17 protein-coding genes are annotated in these 20724 nt (G+C 67.9%); 9 read left to right on the forward strand and 8 right to left on the reverse strand.

What is annotated here, in order from left to right; translation table 11 throughout:
• The first annotated feature begins 1058 nt into the window (after positions 1-1058).
• Positions 1059-1943 carry a transposase gene (locus ENSA7_RS33980; protein WP_181234376.1) on the forward strand — a complete coding sequence of 295 codons (885 nt, stop codon included), beginning with the start codon at positions 1059-1061 and terminating at the stop codon, positions 1941-1943.
• A 446-nt stretch (positions 1944-2389) separates the two neighbouring features.
• Here ENSA7_RS33980 and ENSA7_RS33985 read toward each other — a convergent pair whose 3' ends face one another.
• Positions 2390-3277: a methyltransferase domain-containing protein gene (locus tag ENSA7_RS33985; protein ID WP_181234377.1), complete on the reverse strand. Its 888-nt coding sequence runs from the start codon at positions 3275-3277 to the stop codon at positions 2390-2392.
• Between the two features lie 355 nt (positions 3278-3632).
• Here ENSA7_RS33985 and ENSA7_RS33990 point away from each other — a divergent pair, with 355 nt between their 5' ends.
• Both ENSA7_RS33990 and ENSA7_RS33995 read left to right on the forward strand, forming a co-directional pair.
• The gene (locus ENSA7_RS33990) at positions 3633-4070 is read left to right on the forward strand and encodes a type II secretion system protein GspG (protein WP_146158458.1); all 438 of its coding nucleotides are present in this window, start codon (positions 3633-3635) and stop codon (positions 4068-4070) included.
• A 182-nt stretch (positions 4071-4252) separates the two neighbouring features.
• Positions 4253-4600: a hypothetical protein gene (locus ENSA7_RS33995; RefSeq protein WP_146158459.1), complete on the forward strand. Its 348-nt coding sequence runs from the start codon at positions 4253-4255 to the stop codon at positions 4598-4600.
• Between the two features lie 56 nt (positions 4601-4656).
• Here ENSA7_RS33995 and ENSA7_RS34000 read toward each other — a convergent pair whose 3' ends face one another.
• From ENSA7_RS34000 to ENSA7_RS34030, 6 genes are all read right to left on the reverse strand, one after another.
• A complete protein-coding gene (locus ENSA7_RS34000) occupies positions 4657-6600 on the reverse strand; it encodes a bifunctional sulfate adenylyltransferase subunit 1/adenylylsulfate kinase (protein ID WP_106093576.1) in 1944 nt (647 codons plus the stop codon).
• Entirely contained in the window at positions 6600-7505 is a 906-nt protein-coding gene (cysD, locus tag ENSA7_RS34005; RefSeq protein ID WP_106093577.1) for a sulfate adenylyltransferase subunit CysD, read from the reverse strand. Before cysD ends, ENSA7_RS34000 begins: the two co-directional genes overlap by 1 nt.
• An 89-nt stretch (positions 7506-7594) precedes the next feature.
• A complete protein-coding gene (locus ENSA7_RS34010; protein WP_106093578.1) occupies positions 7595-7990 on the reverse strand; it encodes a cupin domain-containing protein in 396 nt (131 codons plus the stop codon).
• A gap of 72 nt (positions 7991-8062) precedes the next feature.
• The gene (locus ENSA7_RS34015) at positions 8063-8806 is read right to left on the reverse strand and encodes a hypothetical protein (RefSeq protein WP_181234379.1); all 744 of its coding nucleotides are present in this window, start codon (positions 8804-8806) and stop codon (positions 8063-8065) included.
• A 165-nt stretch (positions 8807-8971) separates the two neighbouring features.
• Positions 8972-9763 (reverse strand): histidine phosphatase family protein, encoded by a 792-nt coding sequence (locus tag ENSA7_RS34025; RefSeq protein WP_106093581.1) that lies wholly within the window; start codon positions 9761-9763, stop codon positions 8972-8974.
• Positions 9764-9932: 169 nt separating this feature from the next.
• Entirely contained in the window at positions 9933-10946 is a 1014-nt protein-coding gene (locus tag ENSA7_RS34030) for a polysaccharide deacetylase family protein (RefSeq protein ID WP_181234380.1), read from the reverse strand.
• A gap of 80 nt (positions 10947-11026) precedes the next feature.
• Here ENSA7_RS34030 and ENSA7_RS34035 point away from each other — a divergent pair, with 80 nt between their 5' ends.
• The 6 genes from ENSA7_RS34035 to ENSA7_RS34060 all read left to right on the forward strand — a co-directional run bounded on the left by ENSA7_RS34035 (position 11027) and on the right by ENSA7_RS34060 (position 18969).
• Positions 11027-12928 carry a M28 family peptidase gene (locus ENSA7_RS34035; RefSeq protein WP_181234381.1) on the forward strand — a complete coding sequence of 634 codons (1902 nt, stop codon included), beginning with the start codon at positions 11027-11029 and terminating at the stop codon, positions 12926-12928.
• A complete protein-coding gene (locus tag ENSA7_RS34040) occupies positions 12921-14096 on the forward strand; it encodes a THUMP domain-containing class I SAM-dependent RNA methyltransferase (protein WP_106093583.1) in 1176 nt (391 codons plus the stop codon). The genes ENSA7_RS34035 and ENSA7_RS34040 overlap by 8 nt, the downstream gene beginning before the upstream one ends.
• Positions 14097-14296: 200 nt before the next feature.
• Positions 14297-16462, forward strand: coding sequence for a DUF2339 domain-containing protein (locus ENSA7_RS34045; protein WP_106093584.1), 2166 nt, complete (start codon positions 14297-14299; stop codon positions 16460-16462).
• A 108-nt stretch (positions 16463-16570) separates the two neighbouring features.
• Positions 16571-17545, forward strand: coding sequence for an SUMF1/EgtB/PvdO family nonheme iron enzyme (locus ENSA7_RS34050; RefSeq protein ID WP_146158460.1), 975 nt, complete (start codon positions 16571-16573; stop codon positions 17543-17545).
• 170 nt (positions 17546-17715) lie between these two features.
• Positions 17716-18261 carry a superoxide dismutase family protein gene (locus ENSA7_RS34055; RefSeq protein WP_181234382.1) on the forward strand — a complete coding sequence of 182 codons (546 nt, stop codon included), beginning with the start codon at positions 17716-17718 and terminating at the stop codon, positions 18259-18261.
• Between the two features lie 51 nt (positions 18262-18312).
• Positions 18313-18969, forward strand: a complete 657-nt coding sequence (locus tag ENSA7_RS34060) for a phage holin family protein (RefSeq protein ID WP_106093587.1) — start codon at positions 18313-18315, stop codon at positions 18967-18969.
• Here ENSA7_RS34060 and ENSA7_RS34065 read toward each other — a convergent pair.
• Positions 18944-20719, reverse strand: a complete 1776-nt coding sequence (locus tag ENSA7_RS34065) for a VWA domain-containing protein (RefSeq protein ID WP_146158461.1) — start codon at positions 20717-20719, stop codon at positions 18944-18946. The two genes, ENSA7_RS34060 and ENSA7_RS34065, sit on opposite strands and share 26 nt — an antisense overlap.
• Positions 20720-20724: the final 5 nt, after the last annotated feature.

Below are 20724 nucleotides of genomic sequence, written 5' to 3' on the forward strand. Positions count from 1 at the left end.
CGCCCGGGCTGCCCTGCCCGCGCCCGGGCTGCCCTGCCCGCTGCCCGCGCGCCCGGGCTGCCCTGCCCGAAGGTCCTGTCGCCGTGCCCGCCCGGGCTGCCCTGCCCGTGCCCGCCCGGGCTGCCCTGCCCGAAGGTCCTGTCGGGCTGCCCTGCCCGGGCTGCCCTGCCCGAAGGTCCTGTCGCCGCGCGCCGGGGCTGCCTGCCCGCGCGCGCCCGGGCTGCCCTGCCCGAAGGTCCTGTCGCCGCTGCCCGGGCTGCCCTGCCCGCGCGCTGCCGGGGCTGCCCTGCCCGAAGGTCCTGTCGCCGCGCTGCCGGGGCTGCCCTGCCCGCAGCCGGGGCTGCCCTGCCCGCGCAGCCGGGGCTGCCCTGCCCGAAGGTCCTGTCGCCGCTGCCCTGCCCGAAGGTCCTGTCGCCGTGGCCGGGGGCGCCGTGGCCGGGGGCGCCGTGGCCGGGGGCACTGCCCTGCCCGAAGGTTCTGTCGCTGTGCCCGGGGGCTGCCCTGCCCGCGCGTGCCCGTGCCGTGCCGTGCCCGGGGCTGCCCTGCCCGAAGGTCCTGTCGCCGTGGCCGCCCGAAGGTCCTGTCGCCGTGGCCGGGGGTGCCCGGGGGTTGCCCTGCCCGAAGGTCCTGTCGCCGTGGCCGGCCCGTGTCCCGAAGGTCCTGTCGGGGTGTCCGGCGGGGGCCCAGCCCGAAGGTCCTGTCAGCGCGCCCGAAGGTCCTGTCAGCGCGACGGTGGCGCTGCACCCGGGCTGCCCTGCCCGCGTGCCCGCAGAAGTCCTTCCCGAAGGTTCTGTCAGCGCCCCGGTGGCGCTGACCCCGCGCGGGCGCCCCCTTCCGCCGCCCGCGCCCGTTTTCATGCGCGATCATACCTGTTCGTTGTCGCTGCGTGAGCGGCGGCGGCAGGACCGCCAGCGAGTTTCGAACCCATTCAGCGAGGAAAACTGCAAACGTCGATCCGGCGGGCCGATACAGCTCGCATGGCAACTCCCCCGCGACCAATCCACCAGGAACAGACCGTCTTTATCACGTGCCAGGCCGTGGGATGCGAATTTCGTTTCGTGCCGAATGAGCAAGTCACAGAGACGATTCAGTTCATTCTCGCGGACGCCTGCTCGAAGCACGATGTGTCACTCCACGAGGTTGTGTACATGAGCAACCACTTCCACATCTTGCTGACGGCACACTCGCGGTGCCTCCCGGACTTCATGAGGGATCTCAATTCTGTGACTTCGCGGGCACTGAACGCCTTGCGAGGGACCAAGGGCACGAATGTTGAAAAGGGATACGGGCTTGTCGAACCGCAGGATGACGAGAAGGTGCTGGAACATGCGGTTTACACACTTGCGAATCCGTGTGCCAGTGATCTGGTGACCCGGGCGCGGCACTGGAAGGGCGTGACGACGACGCGGATGCGATACGGCGAAGAGATCGTCCTGAAAAAACCAAGGTACGGGATCTGGGCACGCAAAAAGCAGGGCGAGAAGCGGAAACAGCGGAAACGGCCGGATGCGCGGATGGCTTCGAAGCGCGACCGAAGCACGATTCAAAAATATGCGACGCTCAAACTCGTGCGGCCACCGATAATGCCCGAGTTGAGTGACGACGAATTGCGTGACTTGGTGCTCGAGAGGGTCGGGATCCGGGAGAATGAGCTGGAAGAAAAGCGGCAGACGGCAGGGAAGAAAGTGGTGAAGATGCGGAACGTCAAGAAATACCACTGGTCGACAATGCTGAGGGCGACGGAGCTGTTCGGGCTAAGGCCGACGGTGTCAGCCTCTGACAAGGAGACCCGTCTCGAGGCGTTGCGGCGCAACAAGGAGTTCCAGAGGGCGTATGCGGAGGCGAGGGAACGGTGGCTCCAGGGTGAGAAGGACGTGGAGTTTCCTGCGGGTACGTGGTTGATGTGTCGCCGGTATGGGGCGCGCTGTGCCGGCTGCTCTTAGATGACCAAGGGTGGAGGGTGAGCGGGCATGGCGACCCGCCTGCCGGTGCTGGTTTGAGTTGCGGCTGAGCTTGTCGAAGCGGTCCAGTTCCTCCGAGACAGGACGAGACCTTTGGGTGGGGCGAGCAGCGTGATCGCCAGCCCGGGCAGCGTAGTTGACATGACCTTCGGGTAGGGGGCCCGGGTAGGGGACCGCCCGGGGCACGGGCACGGGCATGGGACTGCCTCCGCGCGGGCAGGGGACCGCCTTCGAGCAATCAGTCATAGTTGACATGACCTTCAGGCAGGGACCCCCCGCGAGTCCGGGCAGGGGACCGAGTCAGGTTGCCCGCACCCCCGCCGGCACCCGATCAGTCGGAGTCAACATGACCTTCGGGCAGGGGACCGGCCTCGCCGATCAGTCGGAGTCAACATGACCTTCGGGCAGGGGATCGCCTCCGTCGCCGATCAGTCGGAGTCAACATGACCTTCGGGCAGGGGATCGCCTCCGCCTCCGCCCGGCTTGGTCACAATCCAGATCGCCTCGTCGAGCGGCGGGTCAAACGCCCCCGAGAACTGGTGCCGCTCAACCACCGCCGGATCAAGCTGCCCAAGGTAATCCAGCGCCTCGACCTCGAACCCCACCGCTTCAAGCCGCTCTCGCAGCCCCTGGATCGAGTACTTGCGCACGTGGTCCGACTGCCCGAAGTGCTTCCTCCGCTCCTTGGGGTCAGTGATCGTCGGATCCTCATAGGTCTCGGCCAGCCCGATCTCGAGCGGCACCTGCAGGATCGCTCGGCCGCCGGGACGCAAGATCCGATACATCTCGCTCATCGCCTTCTTATCGTCGGGGATGTGCTCGAGCAGGTGGTAGAGGATCATGAGATCCCACGAGTCATCAGGCTGGTCGGCGTTGGTCAGGTCCAGACTGAGGTCCTCCTCGTGCATGAAGTCCGTGGTGACGTAGTGCCAATTGGGTTGGTGGCGCAGCGCCGTCTCCTCGCACTCGTTGGGCGAAAAGTGCAGAACGTCGAGCTTCTCGTGCAGCAGGGTGGACCCATGCGCGAGGTAGTGGATGAACAGGCGATGCCGCTCCGAGCATTTACACACGGGGCAGGTGGCGTCCTTGCGCCGGCTCGTGGTCTTGAACACGGCCGTGGTGCCACACACGTTGCAGGTGTGCTTGGGACCCGTCGGCTTGGCCCGCTTGGACTTCGACCTTGGCTTCGCGCCCTTGTCGGCGGTCGCGTCTTTGTCCGTGGTGTCTGCGTCCGTGCCGGGGGCGGGCTTGGTCGGTGGCTCGACTTTGTCACATCCAGACGCGACGAGTGCCAGACTTCCGATGGCGATGGCCAACAACGTTGCTGTGAAATTCGTGCGCTTCATCGCGGGTCCCCGCGTATACCAAAGGTCCCGGTCGTCTGAAATCGGCGACGCTGCTCCGCTCGTGGATGCCAGAAAACGGCGCGCTGACGGGTCGCACGAGCCGGTCCACGGGCATGAGCGTCGAGGGCGTCGGACGCTCGCCCGGCGCGAACCCGGGCCGAGCTCGGGTCTTCGCGCACGGTGACGTCGTACGGCGGCAGACACTTGGTCGGCGAAGGTCCACGCAAATTGCCGAGACGTCGTGCGAGGCCGCGTCAACCGGGCCGCAGCTCGCGGTCGTTGCCGCTCGACGCACGGCCTCCGGCTTGCATTGACGCCCCGGACAATGCAAGCGCAGCAAATCAAGCATCCTCTCCCTCGGTCAGCCGCAGCCCGAGGCACTCGCGGCATCACGCTAATCGAGATCCTGGTCGTGCTCGCCATCATCGGCTTGATCATGGGCGGCGTCGCAGTCGTCGCCTTCAACGCCCTCGCACGCGCGAAGTACGAGACGGCCGCCAAGGACATCGCCAGTTGGAGTGAGAGCGTGGAGATGTACCGACTCTACCGAGGCGAGTGCCCCAAATCCCCGCAAGACCTCCTCGCGGCCGGTATCATCAAGCGGATCAGCAAGGATCCCTGGGGGTCCGACTATGTGTTGACCTGTCCAGGCGAGCACGCCGAATTCGACATCTCGTCACCCGGACAAGACCGAGAGCTCGGGACTGTGGATGACGCCAATTCGTGGGACGAGCACCTTGGCGAAGTTCCCGAGGATGGGTGACCGGGGTGTAGGTTCGGTGACGTCGTTCGGACACCTGTACCGACGAGTCGCGGCTGGCGCGCGAGCCTGGCGGGTGAGCGCGCATACGTGTCCGGCGGCGCTCGTCAATTTCTGCGCGCGAGATCGTCGACCGCCACGCAACCTCCGGTCGCGTGTGCTGGGTTCACGTGCGATCATCAGGCATGGTCACCGTTCGTCTGCTTCGACACACGTGCATGCTCCTGACCGCGGCGCTGAGCCTGGCCTGTGGCGCGCCGATCGGCAACGACAGCCCGTTCATCGGCGGTTCTTGCGAAAAGGATCGAGACTGCGAGTACGAGTGCGCAAAGGGAGGCGACTTCCCGGATGGCACCTGCACCGTCTCATGTGAAGAAGACCGGGACTGCCCGGGCGGGACCTATTGCGTCGACAAGGACGGCGGCGTCTGTCTGCTCGCGTGCGGTGTCGACGAAGACTGTCGCTCCGACTATTCGTGCAAAGACACCAAGCGCGAGGGCCACAAGGGCGACGCCGCGGTCTGCATCCACTGAGCCACTGATAGTAGGCGCGAGACGCTCTGGACTGCCGGCCCAGAAGTGGCTGGCGCTCAGTCCTTGATCACGCCGCGCCGCTCGAGCGCGCGGACCAGCCGGTCGACCTCGCGGGCGATGTTGAGCTCGTCGCCGTCGATCATGATGTCGGGATCATCGGGGGGCTCGTAGGCCAAGCTGGCCTCGTCGGGCTCGCGCCCCAGGGCCTCGAGGCGGCTGCGGCAGGTCGGCAGGTCGGCGTCGAAGAAGGCCTCGAGGAACGCGAAGCGGTCCTGAAAGTGGGCCTGCGCGCCGGCCCGGTCGGCCCGTGACGGCGACGTGTACGCGACGATCACGATCATGCCCGCGTCGGCGACCAGCTCGGCGGCGTTGACCAGCGCCCGGAATTGCGCGGCCTGGGCCTGACGATCGATGCGCGTGAGCTGCTGCGGATCAAACACGTAGGCCATGTGGCCCGCGTCGAACAGCCGGCGCTCGAGCGCGCGCGCGACCACGATCTTGCCGGTGCCCGAGCGACCGGTCATCCACAGCACGGCCGGCTTTTGGTTGAAGCGAGCGGCCCGCTCGGTCGCGACGATCGCCCGGGCGACCGCGCGCCCGTCGTCCTGGTAGTCCTCGCCGTGGCCGCGGATCATGCCGGCGGCGACGGTGACGTTGCTGACCCGATCGATGATGACGAACGAGCCCGCGGTCTTGTCCTGGGTGTAGTCGTCGAGGATCAGCGGCCGGTTGAGGCTGAGGCTGACGTTGCCGATCTCGTTGAGCGCGAGCGTGTCGGCCGGGACGTGGGCGAGCGTGTCCATGTCGACCTTGTGATCGACCTTGACGATCGTGCCCGAGACCAGCGTGGTCATGTGCTTGAGCAGGTACTGGCGCCCGGTCTCGAGCGGGATGTCGTGCATCCACACCAAGGTGGCCTCGAGCTTGCGGCTGATGTGCAGGTCGTTCTCGACCTGGGTCAGGACGTCGCCGCGGCTAATGTCGATCTCGTCGGCGAGCGTGAGCGTGACCGACATCGGCGCGAACGCCTCGGCGAGGTCGCCGTCCCAGGTCACGATCCGCTCGACGCGGCTGGTCTTGCCCGACGGCAGCACCTTGATCAGATCGCCGCGGCGGATCCGGCCGGCGGCGATCGTGCCGGCGTAGCCGCGAAAGTCCAGATCGGGGCGAGAGACCAGCTGGACCGGGAAGATCAGCCGCTCGTCGTCACCGGTGCTGGCGACCTCCATGGACTCGAGGTGCTCGAGCAGCGGCTTGCCGCCCGCCTCGCGAAACCATGGTGTGCGCGAGCTCGGCTCGACGATGTTGTCGCCCGCGAGCGCGCTGACCGGGAAGAACTCGACGTTGGCGAACCCGAGCTGGTCGGTGAACGCCCGGAATTCGGCGACGATCGCCTCGTAGGTGGCGCGCTCGAACCCGACGAGGTCCATCTTGTTGACCGCGACGAGCAGGGTCGGGATGTTCAACAAGCCGGCGATGTAGGCGTGGCGCCGCGACTGCTGCAGGACCCCGAGCCGGGCGTCGATCAGGATCACCGCGGCGTCGGCCGTGCTGGCCCCGGTCGCCATGTTGCGGGTGTACTGTACGTGGCCCGGGGTGTCGGCGATGATGAACTTGCGCCGCTTGGTCGCGAAGTACCGATACGCGACGTCGATCGTGATGCCCTGCTCGCGCTCGGCGACCAGGCCGTCGGTCAGGTTGGCGAAGTTGATGACCTCGCTGCCGTCTTGCTCGGTGCTGGTGACCGCGGCGAGCTGATCGTCGAACACGCCGCCGGTCTCGTACAGCAGCCGGCCGATCAGCGTGGACTTGCCGTCGTCGACCGAGCCGATCGTGACGAAGCGCAGCAGGCTGCGACGCTCGTAGTCACCGAGGAACTCGAGGATCTCGGCGTCGGCCTGATCGGGCGCGGGGATGGTCTGGACCAGGCTGCTGACCGGACGCTCGGCGTCGGCGGGAGCCTGGCTGGGAAACGGCGGGCTGCGATGATCGATGGCCATCAGAAGTACCCCTCGCGCTTCTTTTTTTCCATGGAGCCGTCGGCGTCGCGGTCGATGACCCGACCGGCGCGCTCGGACACGCGGGTGGTCAGCATCTCGTGGATGATCTGCGGGACGGTGGTCGCGGTGGACTCGACCGCGCCGGTCAGTGGGTAGCAGCCGAGCGTGCGGAACCGGACCAGCTTTTGCTGCGGGGTCTCACCGGGCTCGAGCGGCATGCGCTCGTCGTCGACCATGATCAGCGTGCCGTCGCGCTCGACGACCGGGCGCGGGGCCGCGTAGTAGAGCGGCACGATCGGGATGTGCTCGAGGTGGATGTACTGCCACACGTCGAGCTCGGTCCAGTTCGACAGCGGGAACACGCGGATGCTCTCGCCCTTGAAGTGGCGCCCGTTGTACAGCCGCCACAGCTCGGGCCGCTGGTTCTTGGGATCCCACGCGTGATTGCGGTCGCGAAAGCTGTAGACCCGCTCTTTGGCCCGCGAGCGCTCTTCGTCGCGCCGCGCTCCGCCGAACGCCGCGTCGAAGCCGTACTTGCTCAGCGCTTGCTTGAGCGCGTCGGTCTTCATGATGTCCGTGTAGGCCGCGCCGTGCTCGAAGGGGTTGATGCCGTCGCGGACCCCGTCGGGGTTGGTGTGCGAGAGCAGCTCGTAGCCGCACTCGCGACACAGCTGATCGCGAAACTCGATCATCTCGCGGAATTTCCACGTGGTGTTCACGTGCATCAACGGGAACGGCAGCTTGCCGGGCCAAAACGCCTTCTGAGCGAGGCGCAGCATCACCATCGAGTCCTTGCCGATCGAGAACAGCATCACTGGCTTCTCGAATTCGGCCACGACCTCGCGGATGATGAAAATGCTCTCGGCCTCGAGCTGGCGCAGGTGCGTGAGTCGCCGGGCGTCCATCGGAGCGCGGAGTGTAGACGCTGGGTAAAAGCGCGCAAGCACCGTGCACCGCGCGCTGCCATGGCCAGAGCACCAATCAGTTTGGTGCTCTAGCGCACTTCGTGGAGCGTGCCCTCGCCAGCGGTGATGAACAGGGCCGTCACGGGCTCGCTGACCCTGGCGGTGTGCCACACCCCAGGTGGGTTGATCGCGGCGTCGCCGGCTGACAGCTCCACGGCTCGGTGCTCGCCGTCGACGTCCTGAATCAGCGTCATCTTACCGGAGATTATGTAGACCAGCTCGTCGCCGTTGGGGTGGACCTCCCAGGCGGCCCAGTCCGAGTCGAAGCTGTGCACGGCGACCAGTCGGCCCTCGGCGCCGTCGCTCGCATGCGCGGCGCCGTAGCGCTCGTACCACTCCATGCTGCCGTCGTGGGGCGGCAGCCGCACGACGGTGGCGCCGAGGCCGAGGTGAACAGGAGTTTCGGACAGCTTGAACGCGCTCATGGGGCCGAGGATAAGCCAATCCTCGGCCCCATGCCCATGCAGCGGGGACTCCGTGTCACCGCGAACGGGTGTTCACGGCAGCTCGACCACGAAGGGATCGTCGGCGATGAGATCGAAGCTGACGTCGATGTCGGTGAGCGCACCGAAGTTGGCTTGGTGGGCGTACTCCAGCTCGCTCAGGTCGCACGCGTCGTCGATGGCGCACTCGCAATATGCCGGATCATCACTGCTCGTGCAGTCGATCGCCGTCTGGATGCGAAGCTCGATCATGTCGCCTTCGACGAGCTGGCGGCCTGCTTTGCACGTTTGGACGACGTCAAAGCAGGCGGGACAATCTGGAATCATGGTTTCGTCGTAGACGTAACCCAAGAAGCTCCACGTGAAGCTCGCACCCGGGTCGATCCGAATCGGCGGGACGAGGAAATAGTCCTCGTCGCAATGGCCACACTCGCCTTGGGCGTATTCCTGGCAGCTCACGAGCGGCTGATGGGTGGTCGGCACGCCGCCGATCTCAGTGTGCGTGACCAAGCTCTTCGTGCAGGTGTCGGGGACGAGGAACACGGGCGCCTCGCTGGTATTGACGAACTGAATCGGCCGCGTGATTGCGCCGGCCTTGCTCTCGTCGTTGGGTACGTCGCACTCGACGTCGCCGTCGCCGTCGCCGGTTGGGTCACCGTCGCCGTCGCCGGGTGGGTCACCGTCGCCGTCGCCGATGCCGGATGACTCGCTGGTTCCGTCGCCGTCGCCGTCGCCGTCGCCATCGCCGTTCGTGTCTGTGTCGGCCGGTGGGTCTTTGTCGACACAACCGCCAGACAACAACAGGGCTGTGACTGCGAAACTAAGGGTGATTAGGTGGATAGGTTGCATGGTGTCTTCGGGGCTTTAGTGCCACCCCGCTCGACACTCGATCATCGGGTTGTGTGTGAGTTTTTCGTGGTGCGAATGATAATACTTTTAGCTCCTACATTCTACCTATGTCTCTCAACTCTGACTGGAAACACGCGAGGCCACACTCGCCAGATCCGGCCATGCGTAGCGCCACCAGAACTCGGCTTCGGCTCCGGTCTGCAGCCGCAGCGGAAGGTGGTCGAGCGCGTTGAGACCCTCGACCAACACGCCGTCGGTGCGGTCCCAGCTCAGCGTGGTGATCCCGGCGTTGCCGTGCACGAACGCGAGCCCGCGCGTGGTTGGGATCTGCAACCACCTACGTAGCCACCGCGAGAGCAGGTCACCGTGGGCAACGACGACGACGGTGTCGTGCTCGCCACCTGCGAGCGTGCGCTCGGTCCAGGCGATCACCCGATCGACGCGCGCGCTCACCTCCTCGGCGCGCTCGCTGGCGCTGCGACCGCTGAACCAGCCCTCGGTGCTGACGCCGTGACACACGACTGGAAACTCGGCCTCGATCTGCGCGGCGTTGGCCGAGGGCCGGGCCACGTCGCAGTAGTGGCATCCGCCGACCTCGAACAGATCACCTTCGCAGACGAAGCGGTCGAGGCCGGCGCGCGCGGCGATCGGGGTCGCGGTCTGCAGCGCCCGACGCATCGGGCTGCTCACGAGCAGGCTTCGCGCCGCCGCGAGGGTCGGCGCGAGCAGGTCGGCGAGCAGCAGGGCCTGCTCGCGGCCGGCCTCAGTCAACGCGGGGTCAGCCTGCCGCGACCGCTCGGCCTCGGCGTACATGCGCTCGGGGTCGGATCGGAATTCCTCGCGGAGCCGATCGTTGGCCAGGTTGTTCTCGGACTGAGCGTGGCGAACGAGCAGCAGGCGGGGCATTTGCCGGGGCTTCTAGCACGGCCGGGACCTCGATGATCCGCATGAACGTTCGCTGCCCACGGCCGCGACGAAGGTCGAGTAGGTCCTGCCCGGCTCGCTTGGCTTCACCGTGATCCCCGGCGATGCCGAGGCCGCGATCACCTGCAAATAATTGTCCACGAGCCCGCGCTCACTGGCACAGCGCACCCAGCAACGCCCCGGGGTGGTGGGTCCACGGTGGGTGCGGCACGCCGAGGCTGGCGATCGCCTGCTCGACCAGCACGTCGCCGTGGGTGCGTGGCGGGAGCGGAACTTGGGCGTAGATCGGATCGGCGAGGGCCTCGTCGAGGCTGACCCAGACCACGCCGCGGGCTTCGTAGGCGGTGAGCAGCTCCTCGATCATCTCGGCCGTGAACGCGCCCGCATGAAGTAACAGCACGTGGGCGATCGGCCGGTCGAACGCCGACAGCGCGGCGGCGCGGTGCCACTCGAGCATCTCGACCGCGCGCTGGCGATAGGTGTCGCGCAGCGCCGCGACGCCCGAGTCGGCGCCGGCCGCCAGACAGCGCACGTAGGGCGCCTGATAGTCCCAGTCCCAAAAGTCGATCGAGACCTCGGCGATCTGGTAGCCGCGCTCGGCCAGGTGCGCGCGGACTCGTGACGACGAGGCCTGATCAAAACCCTGTCGCAGATACGGATAGCGAAAGCTTCGCCAGCTCGCCCCGCTGGGGTCGCCGGTCAGTTCGGCGAGCACCGCCTCGTTGCGATCGATGTCGCGCAGGTAGGCCTCGACGCCGATCTCCTCCATGTTGGGGTGCGACCAGGTGTGGTTGCCCAACGGGTGGCCAGCCTCGGTCCAGATCCGCAGGGCTTCGCGGTGATCGGGGCTGTCGGTCGCGTGCTCGCCGATCACGAACCCCCGCACCTCGGGTACACCGTGGCGCTCGAACGCGTCGATCAAGCTCGCGTGGACCTGGGCGCGCGTGGTCCCGGGCGGCAGCGGGCCATGGGTCGGGAGATCGTCGACGGTGATCGCGACCTTTGTTGGCCGCGCGGCCGGGGCGTTGGGCGCGGCCGGGGCTTGGGACGTCGTCGCGGTCTCGGGCGTCGTCGGGGTCTCGGGCGTGGTCGGGGCCTCGACCGCGCAGCCAGCCAACACCCACGAGAGCAGGCCGGCGAGCGCGGGCAGCAATGAGCGATTCATCGTCATGGGGGGGGCGTTCGGGCTCGGGAGCGCGCACCATATCAGCCCGCCACGCGCCATCGCCTATAATCCCCGAGCTCATGCGTGCACGCGCCCAGCTCGTCGTGGTCGCCCACGTCGCGGTCACGCTGATCATCGGCTGTCGCGGGCCAGAGGCGCCCGCGCGCGTGGACGTGGAGCGGCCGGCGAGCGTGGAGGTGGACGCCGAGTCGGACGCCGAGATCCCGCCCGCGAGCGGACCGATCTCCAACGACCCGGTGATCCAGGCGATCGTGGAGATCGCGAACGACGACAGCCAGGTCGCCGCGCTGCTCGAGGCGGTCGCGGTCGAGATCGGCCCGCGCCTGACCGGATCGCCGCAGCTGCTCGAGGCCGAGCTGTGGGCGGTCGACCAGTTCGAAGCCTGGGGCCTCACGGCGACCCACGAGCAGTGGGGCACCTACCCGGTCGCGTTTGATCGCGGCAAGGCCAGCGGCGCGGTGATTCGACCCGAGCGCGCGCCGCTCGAGTTCGGGACCTTCGCGTGGACACCGGGCACCCGCGGGCAAGACGGGCTCGAGGCCGGCGGCCCCGTGCGCGGGCAAGCGCTGCGCTACCCGATCGACGCGGCCCAGCTGCGCGTGCGCAAGCCCTATCTGCGCGACGCGTGGATCATGATCCCACACGACTTCGAGCGTCCGCGCGGCAAGCTGGGTCAGCAGATTGAGCGGGCCTTCGAGCACGCCAAGATCGCCGGGCTGGTCTACGCCGCGGGCGACCGCGAGGATCGGCGGATCGAGACCCACGGCGACCATCGCCTCGATCCCGCCAAGCTGCCGACCCGCGTCGAGATCCAGCTGCGCGGCGATCAACACCACGCGCTGCTCGAGCAGCTCGACGCGGGGACCTACGTCGAGCTCGAGTTCGGCGTGGCCAATCGCCTGCTGCCCGGGCCGGTGCCGGTCTACAACGTGATCGCCGAGCTGGCCGGGGCGGGCTCGCCGGATCAGCGCGTGATCGTGGGTGGGCACCTCGACTCGTGGGACGGCGCGAGCGGGGCGGTCGACAACGCGGCCGGGGTCGCGACGACAATGGAGGCCGCCCGCTTGATCGCGGCTGCCTGTGCGCGCACGGGGCAGCGCCCGCGTCGGACGATCAGCTTTCAGCTGTGGTCTGGCGAGGAGCAGGGATTACTCGGATCCAAGGCCTGGGTCGCCGCGCACGCCGATCAGCTCGCGGGGGTCAGCGCGGCGCTCGTGCATGACAACGGCACCAACTACATCTCGGCGCTGCCGGTCACGCCCGAGCTCCACGCTGTCATGCAGGCGGTGTTCGAGCCAGTCACCAAGCTCGCGCCGCAGGACATGCCGTTTGGGCTGGAGCTGGTCGAAGGGCTGCCGTTCGAGCCCAGCGACAGCACCTCGTTCCTGCGCGAGGGGGTGCCGGCGTTCTTCTGGGCGCAGACGGGCCGCTCGGACTACGACCGCTACCACCACACCCAGCTCGACCACGCCGACGCCGTGATCGATGTGTACCAGCGTCACTCGGCGTTGGTGGTCGCGATCGCGGCCTGGCAGCTGGCCCAGCTGCCCGAGCCGCTCGACCGCCACAACCTGGTCTCGCCGCCCGCCCGCAAGCTCGGGGCCATGTTCGACGGCGTCGTGGTCACGGGCGTGGCCGAAGGCTCGCTGGCCGCGGGGGCTGGGCTCGCGGTCGGAGATCGCATCGTCGAGGTCGCGGGCGAGCCCGTGGCGACCGTCGCGGAGCTGACCGCGGCCGTGCAGCGTGGCGAGTCGCGCAAGACCCTCGTCGTCGAGCGCCCGGGGCCAGGCCAGGCCACGGCCCGCGTGGAGCTGGTGTTCGACTGGACGAAAGACCCCGACGAGACCGAGCGGATGGCCCGTCGGGCCGAGCGGCGCGAGCGGTTCGGCGCGCAGCTGCGGCCGTGGGACACTGAGCCCAGCGCCACTGAACCGGAGCCGAGCACACCCGAGCATGACTGATCGACTGCGCCTATTTGTCGCCTGCGCACCCGGGCTCGAGGACCTGCTCGCCCACGAGCTCGAGGAGCTCGGCGTCGAGGAGATCGCGGTCACCCAGGGCGGCGTCAGCTGCTTTGGCGACCGCGACGCGATCTACCGGATCAACCTCGGCTCGGGCCTCGGCCTGCGCGTGCTCGTGCGCATGGCCGACTTCTTGGTGCGCGACTTCGCCAAGCTCGAGCGGGTCGCCAAGGCGCTCGAGTGGGAGCGCTGGTTGATCCGCGGCCCGAGCGGGCAGCTGAGCGTGCGGGTGCGGGCCCACGCCAAGCGCTCGCGGCTGTATCACACCAACGCGATCGTCGAGCGGATCGAGCGGAGCATCGCCCGGCGGCTCGAGGGCGAGGTTCGGGTGCGGGCCGATGTCGGCAAGGGTCCGGGCGGCGGTGAGCTCGGTGACGGCGGCATCGAGCCGACGTTGGTGCAGGTTCGGATCATGCGTGATCGCTGCACGATCAGCGTCGACACCACGGGCAGGCTGCTGCACAAGCGGGGCTGGCGACAGCAGACCGCCAAGGCCCCGCTGCGCGAGGACATCGCCCGGGCGTTGCTGCGGGTCACTGGCTGGCAACCGGGCATGGCGTTGTTCGATCCCGTCGCGGGCGCGGGCACGCTGATCATCGAGGCCGCGACGATCGCCGCAGGCTCGCCGCCCGGCGCGGGCCGATCATTCTCGTGCATGCATCAGCCGCGTTTCGACGCGGCCCGCTTCAACGCGATCCGCGACGAGCTTCGCGGCGACGCTTCACCAGCGGCGAGCTTGCTCGGGGCCGATCGTGACGCGGGCGCGGTCGCGGCCGCGCAGGCCAACGCCGCGCGCTCGGGCGCCGGGGCGCTGGCCGAGTTCGTCGAGCGTTCCGTGGGCGACAAACAGCTACCGGTGCTCTCGGGCGAGGGCGTGGCGTTGGTCGCCAATCCGCCGTGGGGCTTGCGGACTGGGGATCCAAGCCGGCTGCGCAACCTCTACGCGAGCCTGGGAAAGCTGGCGCTGCAGCTGCCAAGGCCAACGCGAGTCGGCCTGGTCACGAGCGACGCCGCGCTGGCTGGCGCGACCAAGCTGGGCCTCGAGCGCCAGCTGACGACGGAGCAGGGCGGGATCAAGATCGGGCTGTGGACCGGTGTGATCGAGTGAACTCGACTCACCGTGTCGCGGTTTTGTCTCGGTATTACGATCAGGCGTGTGGGTGGCTTCGCTGTGATCCGCGTCCCATTCGTTCCAAGCATGCATAGACATTCGAATGCGGCTTGCCCGACGCTGGTATGTCACCGATGTCGGCCGTGTACGGCCATGCGCGCGTGAACTAATCTCCGATCGCAGGAGTTCGCGCGGCCATGACTTCACCTGACGATGAACCAGCGATCGAGCAGCGGCTCGAAGCTGTCAATGCGCAAGTGCAAGAGCTGCTGGCCCGCGTGAGCGCCCTCGAGGCGCAGGCCTACCACGCGAAGGTCCACCCCAGCGCGGCGCCCCACGTCGCGCCTCGACACGAACATCCATGGTCGGCCCAACCGGCCTCGCAACCGGCTCCGCAACCCGCCCCTGCGCCGCCAGTGATGTTCGCGGGGACGCAGCCGGCCGCGGCCGCCACCGAGCCTGTCAACGCCGACGACCCGCAGTTCGAGCCAAAGCCCCCGCGCAGCCCCGCGCAGGTGTTGGCGGCGACGGGCGGCGCGGCGCTGCTGCTCGGCCTGGTCTGCTTTGTCGTCTACGCGATCGAGCAAGAGTGGCTCTCGCCCGGTGTGCGGTTCGCGGGCGCGTCGTTGCTGTCGGCGCTGTTGACCGTGGCCGCGTGGCCGCTCGCTCGCAAGGGTCACCAAGCTGTCGCCGGGGCGGTCGGTGGCGCCGGGCTGGGCGGTTGGTTCGCCAGCTGGCTGCTCGCCCGTCACGCCCACGAGCTCGTCAGCGGCCCGCAGGTGTTCGTGGCCCTGGGTCTGGGGGCGGCCGCGTGTCTATTGATCGCCGATCGGCTGCGGCTGCGGCTGATGGCGGTGCTGGCGACCCTCGCAGCCTGTGCCACGCCTGTGCTGGTCGCCGCCGTGGGGGGCCACCTCGTCGAGCTGATGATCTACCAGCTGGTCGTCGTGGGTGTGTTGATGCTCGTCGACTGGCGGCGGCGCTGGCCCGAGCTCCCCACGATCGCGCTGCTGGCCACGTGGATGTTGGGCGGTCGCTGGGCGGCGATGAACCTCGGCGACGACAACGGTGACGTGTTCATGCTGTGGTCGGTGATCTTGCTGGTCGCGAGCGCGGCCTCGGGCTGGCGGCTGCTACAGGCCAGCGTCGACGCGGCGGATCAGCTGCACGCGCAGGCTCGGCTGGTGATCGCGGGAGTCCTGACCTGGGCCGCGGCGACGGCTGCGTTCGCCCACGCGCTGCCGACTCTGGCGCTGGCGACCCTGGGTCTGGCCGGTTGGCACGTCGTGCTGGCGGTGCTCTTGCACAAGCGGTCCGCCGCGGCGCAAGGCGGTAGCATCACGCGGACCTTCATCGGGTTCGCGTGGATCCAGGCGATGGTCGCCGGACCGCTGTTGGTCACTGGCGCCGGACTGGCCGCATGGTGGATCGGCATGAGCATGGTCGCGCTGGTGCTGCCGTGGTCGGTGATCCAGCCGCTGCGAACGGCGATGATTGTGCTGCCCTCGATCGCCGCTGTGGTCGCCGCTGTCGATCTCCGCCAAGCGCCCGCGCTGCCGCTGGGGTTGCTCGCGGCCGCGGTCCCGCTCGGCGCGAGCCTGTGGTCGCGCGACCGGTCGCAAGCTGGGGCCGACTACCGAGGTCCCGACCCGGCGCTGTGGCTGGTCGCGACAATTGGGTGGACGAGCGTCGTGGTCGAGCTTGGACCCAAGGCGCCTCAGGTCGCGCTGATCTGGGGATTGGTGCCGGTCGTGGTGGTGGTGGGCTGGGTCTGCGCCAAGCTGACCCGCCCGGGCGTGTGGCTGGCCACCGCCGCGCTCGGGATCGGCCTGATCGGCGCGCTCGTGGCGATCGCAGGCTGCGCGGCGGAGGGGCTGTTTGACGCCGGGCAGGTGGGTCCGCAGGGGCTGCTCGTGGTCGCCCTGCTGGCGCTCGCGGGGCTCGGGACCGGGTTGATCTGGCGGGTCCTCCAAGCCAAGCGACTCGAGCACCTCGAGAACGACGCGGAGGCCGGGCCGCTCGGGATCATGGTCGCGCTCGCGCTCGGGATCTCGCTGGCGCTGATCTTGTCGGTCGCCGTGGTCGTGCTCGCGGCCGGCCCCGGCTTCGCGCAGCTCGGCTACACGCTGTGCATTGCGGCGACGAGCCTGGTGTTGCTGGTCGCTGGCCTGCGGCTTCGCCAGGGCAGCTGGCGTCACCTCGCGCTCGCCGGGTTCGCGTTCGCGGCTGTGAAGATCGTCGGCTTCGATCTCGCCGACGCGGCCGTGGTCTGGCGCGCGCTGGGGTTCGCTGGGATTGGGGTGATCCTGATCGCCGGCGCCTACGCCTACAGCCGGGCCCAGCAGCGCCTCGCACGTGAGTGAGGTCCACACAGGTCGGCGGCACGCGAGCGGGCGGGGGCGTACCTGCCCGCTCGCGTGTGCGACGATTGTCGCTTGCCGCAGCCAGCCGGATCCAGCGACGATGTCCGCATGTATCGAGGCGCTGCGTTGCTGGTGGTGTTCGCGTTGGTGGGGTGTGGAGACGCAGGGGCAACGGACACGGCCGCCGAGGCGACCGAATCTGGTGACGGGGATGGCGACGGTGACGGCGATGGAGATGGCGACGGAGATGGAGATGGCGATGGCGATGGAGATGGGGATGGAGATGGCGATGGGGATGGAGACGGCGACGGCGACGGCGACGGCGACGGCGACGGCGACGGCGACGAAACCGGTGATCCCGAGGACTGCTCGACCAACCCGATCCCCTGGTGTGACGAGACCAGCACCCCAGCGCCCAACGGCATCCCCGAGGCGCCCGCCGGTCTCGGCGGCTGCCCACCGGGCATGACCGCAGTCGAAGATTTTTGCATTGATCGCTGGGAGGCTGCGCTCGTCGAGATCCTCCCCAACGACGCGCTCGCGGCCTGGTCACCGTATGCCAGTCCCGGCGACGCGACCGTCCGTGCCGTGAGCGCGCCCGATCTGATGCCGCAGGGCTACATCAGTCAGCAGCGCGCGGCCGCGGCCTGTCAGCAGGCCGGCAAGCGCCTGTGCACGGACGCGGAGTGGCTCCGCGCCTGCCGGGGCTCACAGACGACGACCTACCCGTTTGGCAACCAGGCCTCGCCGGGCACCTGCAACGACGCGCGTACCTGTCACCCAGCGATTCAGTACTTCGAGACGGCCGCGAATTGGATCTGGTCCGAACTCGATCACCCTTGCCTCAATCAGCTCCCGTCGGGGCTCGCGCAGACCGGCGGACACCCCGGCTGCGTGAGCGAGGACGGGGCCTTCGACATGATGGGCAACCTTCATGAGTGGACAGCCGATCCCGCCGGCACATTTCGCGGCGGCTTTTACGTCGACACTGTCGTCAACGGGCCTGGTTGCACATATGTCACCACGGCGCACACGATCGCCTATTTCGATTACTCGACCGGTTTTCGTTGTTGTGCAGATTAACGCCCGTGCGCGTGGTACCAGCGCTAGTTGCCGGCAGGCGTTGCCGAAAGGCTTTGCGGTAGATGCGCGAAGCGCTGAGCGATTCGGCCAAGCCGCCGCCAGCGACCGTTCTGTGCTCGAATATCGCCGGTCGTAGGTGCCGCCGCGATAATCCTACTAGACCAAAGTCCATGAACACGCCGCGACAACTCAGCCTCTGCTGTGCCGCCGTCATCCTGTGTTTGGCGCCACTGAGCGGGTGCAAGGACGACGAGGACGACGCTCGCACGGCCGTGGCCCAGCTGACTGACTCGGACGGGAAATCTGTCGGGGAGGCGACCTTCACGGAGGTCGCCACCGGGATCAAGCTCGAATACAGAGGGTTCGAGCTGCCGGCCGGCAGTCACGGGTTTCACATTCACGAGACTGGCAAGTGTGATCCCCCGAGCTTCGAGTCGGCGGGTGGGCACTTCAACCCGACGGGCGCTGCCCACGGACTCGAAGGCAATGATGGCGCCCACGTTGGCGATCTGCCGAACCTCGTGGTCAACGCCGACGGGCCTACCGAGTACGATACGATCATCAGGGGCGCGAACCTCGAGAAGAGCGACACGCAATCGTTGCTCGCGGGCGATGGGACCGCGCTCGTCATTCATCGCGACCCGGATGACGGCCAGACAGATCCGGCGGGCAACGCTGGTCCCCGGATCGCATGTGGCGTCATCAAGGCGCGCTAAAGCTGCAGGCGGGACCGCGAATCTACGGGGCGCCACCTGCTGGCCGACGAGATGCCGACCACGAGCAAACCAGCGCACCCGCGGCAAGAGGGCTCCCTGCCCTCGGAGATCGCCCACGTCGCGCGCGATGTGGTGGTGCTGCGATCCGAGCTGCTCAAGCTCGACCTGCTCGCGTCCGCCGAGAAGTGGATCGAGCCCGCCATTCACAAGACGATCGTCGCCGGCTTCGTCGGCGTCGGCGGTCTGTTTGTGCTGATCGGCGCCGCGATGGCGGTGGGGGTCGTGCTGGGGCACCTCGGATGGGGCATGTTGATCGTCGGCGCAGCCGTGCTGGGGATTGGCGGCGTCGTGGCGGTCGTGCCTCCGCGGCCCGCCAACGCTGACGAGAAGCTGGCCGAGGTCGACGCCGACCTGCTGGACTCGCCGCCGCAGCTGAGTTCGGCTGACACGCAGGGGCACGATCAAGCGCGGACGCTCTCCAAGGCGGAGCTCGAGCAGCAGATCGAAGCAAAAGAGCAGCTGTTAGGTGCCGAGGTCGACGAATTCACCGACGAGACGCGCGCGCAGCTCGAGCGCTACGCGAAGATCGCCGCGGTCGGAGTCGCTGCGGTGGTCATGATCGGCATGATCGGCATGATCGCGCGGGCGCTGGCGCGGCGTGGAGCCCCCACGGATCCGCAGCTCAGCCCCCGATACCGGGACAGGTGACCTCGGGAAACTCGGCGACCGAACACTTCGCCGAGATGGCCGTGCCCCCGGGCGCCGGAAACCCGGGCCGCCGCGAGATCTTGAACTCGAGGTTGAAGTTCTGATCGGTGCATTGGAGCGACATGTCATCGTGGGGATCAGGCGTGAGCCCGGCCTGGTCCGCGAGCAGCGCGTAGCACACGGACGCGTTGTCGTCGGGCATTGCATAGTCGCTGGACTGCGGATCGATCACGTAGCCGTTCGCGTCGCGCAGGCACTCGTCGATCGTGACTGTGTTGTTCTGCCCCGGCGGATCTTGTTCAACGGTGCACGCCGGCTCGACGAGCGGCGTGGCGGGATCAGTGTCGAGGACGCACTGCTTGTAGCAGGCCGGCTGGATCTGATCCCGGATCGAGTCGAGGACAGCGTCGAGCGCGGACGAGTAGTCGGGCGCGCAGATCGAGAACATGTTGCCGGGCGTAAATTCCTCGACGACGTCGCGGAGCCGAACCGGTGGCACGGCCTGGATCGGCTCGCCGGGGTTGAGGGGGTTGGGTGCTTCGCAGCCGGGGCCGATGCCAAACGTGTTCTGGAACGAGGGATCAGTGCCACTCACGTCGCCGTAGAAGGGGTCGCCGTTGTGGTCGACGCCACCGATCAGCCCAACGATGATCTCTTGGTTAGGGAGCAAGGATTGCTTTTCTTGCTCGATGCCGTCGAGCAGACCAATGTAGCGACTGACCGGGTGCAGCACGGCGTCGCCGTCGCTGACGCCGCTGTTGCCATTTTCGTCCTTGTTGACCGCAACGCAGCTGTCGTAGTTGCTGGGGTCGCCGCTACAGTCGACGCCGGCGTTCCAGCACACCGCGGACGTGGGGAAGGCGGCGGCGGGGTCGGACCAGAACACTCGATTGCCGTCTTGCTCGAAGATCGTGCTCCACTGCTTGTTGTAGGAGCAGTCGGCCTCGTCGGTCAAGAAGATCACGGCGAGGATCGCGGAGCTGCGCACGAACCCATAGCTGGCTTCCTCGGCGGACTGGGCGCGAATGAGGGCGAGGTACATGGACTCGAGCTGGGACTCGAACCCGCAGCCATTGATGCCCTGGGGCGCGAAGCAGGCGAAGGCGTCGGCGGTGCTGGTGGACTCGGGGATGTTCTTCTTGCCGGCGATGTTCTCGAGCCAGGGTCGCGACTTGGGGGTGGGGTCGACGTCGGTCGTGGTTGGCAGGATCTCGAGCTCGGCGCCCGAGAGCTGGCAGATGTCATTGCAGGCCAGATCCTGAACGTCGCTGATGTCACTAAACAAGAAGTCCCCGAGCCGGGTCTTGCACGAACTGGCGACCAGCTTGCCGGCCTCGGGCGTGGTGGTTCCCGCGGGACACCACGGGTTGCCGTTGTCGGTGGTCGTGATGCCGATGCGGTAGTTGGCCGCGACGTCTTCCGCTTCGAGAGCTTCGATGAGTGGCCCGACGCTGGTCGCGAGGATCGCCTGCTCTTCGCCCATGGAGCCGGAGTTGTCGATGACGAACAAGATATCGACGTCTTTGTTGACCGTCAGCGACGAGAACCCGGGCTCTTCTTCACCCCCGGTGTCACCTGTGGTGTCGCCCGCAGTGTCGCCCGCAGTGTCACCCGCGGTGTCACCCTCGGCCGCACATGCGGCGGTGGGGTCCAGGCAGTCAGCCGTCCTTGCACACCCCTGGGTAGCTACAAAAGCTACGGAGAGGCAGATTCCGAATGTTGCGACCCGTGCCTGTGACCGAGCGTGCATGTTGA

Origin of the sequence: Enhygromyxa salina, from assembly GCF_002994635.1 — a bacterium.
Classification (GTDB): domain Bacteria; phylum Myxococcota_A; class Polyangia; order Nannocystales; family Nannocystaceae; genus Plesiocystis; species Plesiocystis salina_B.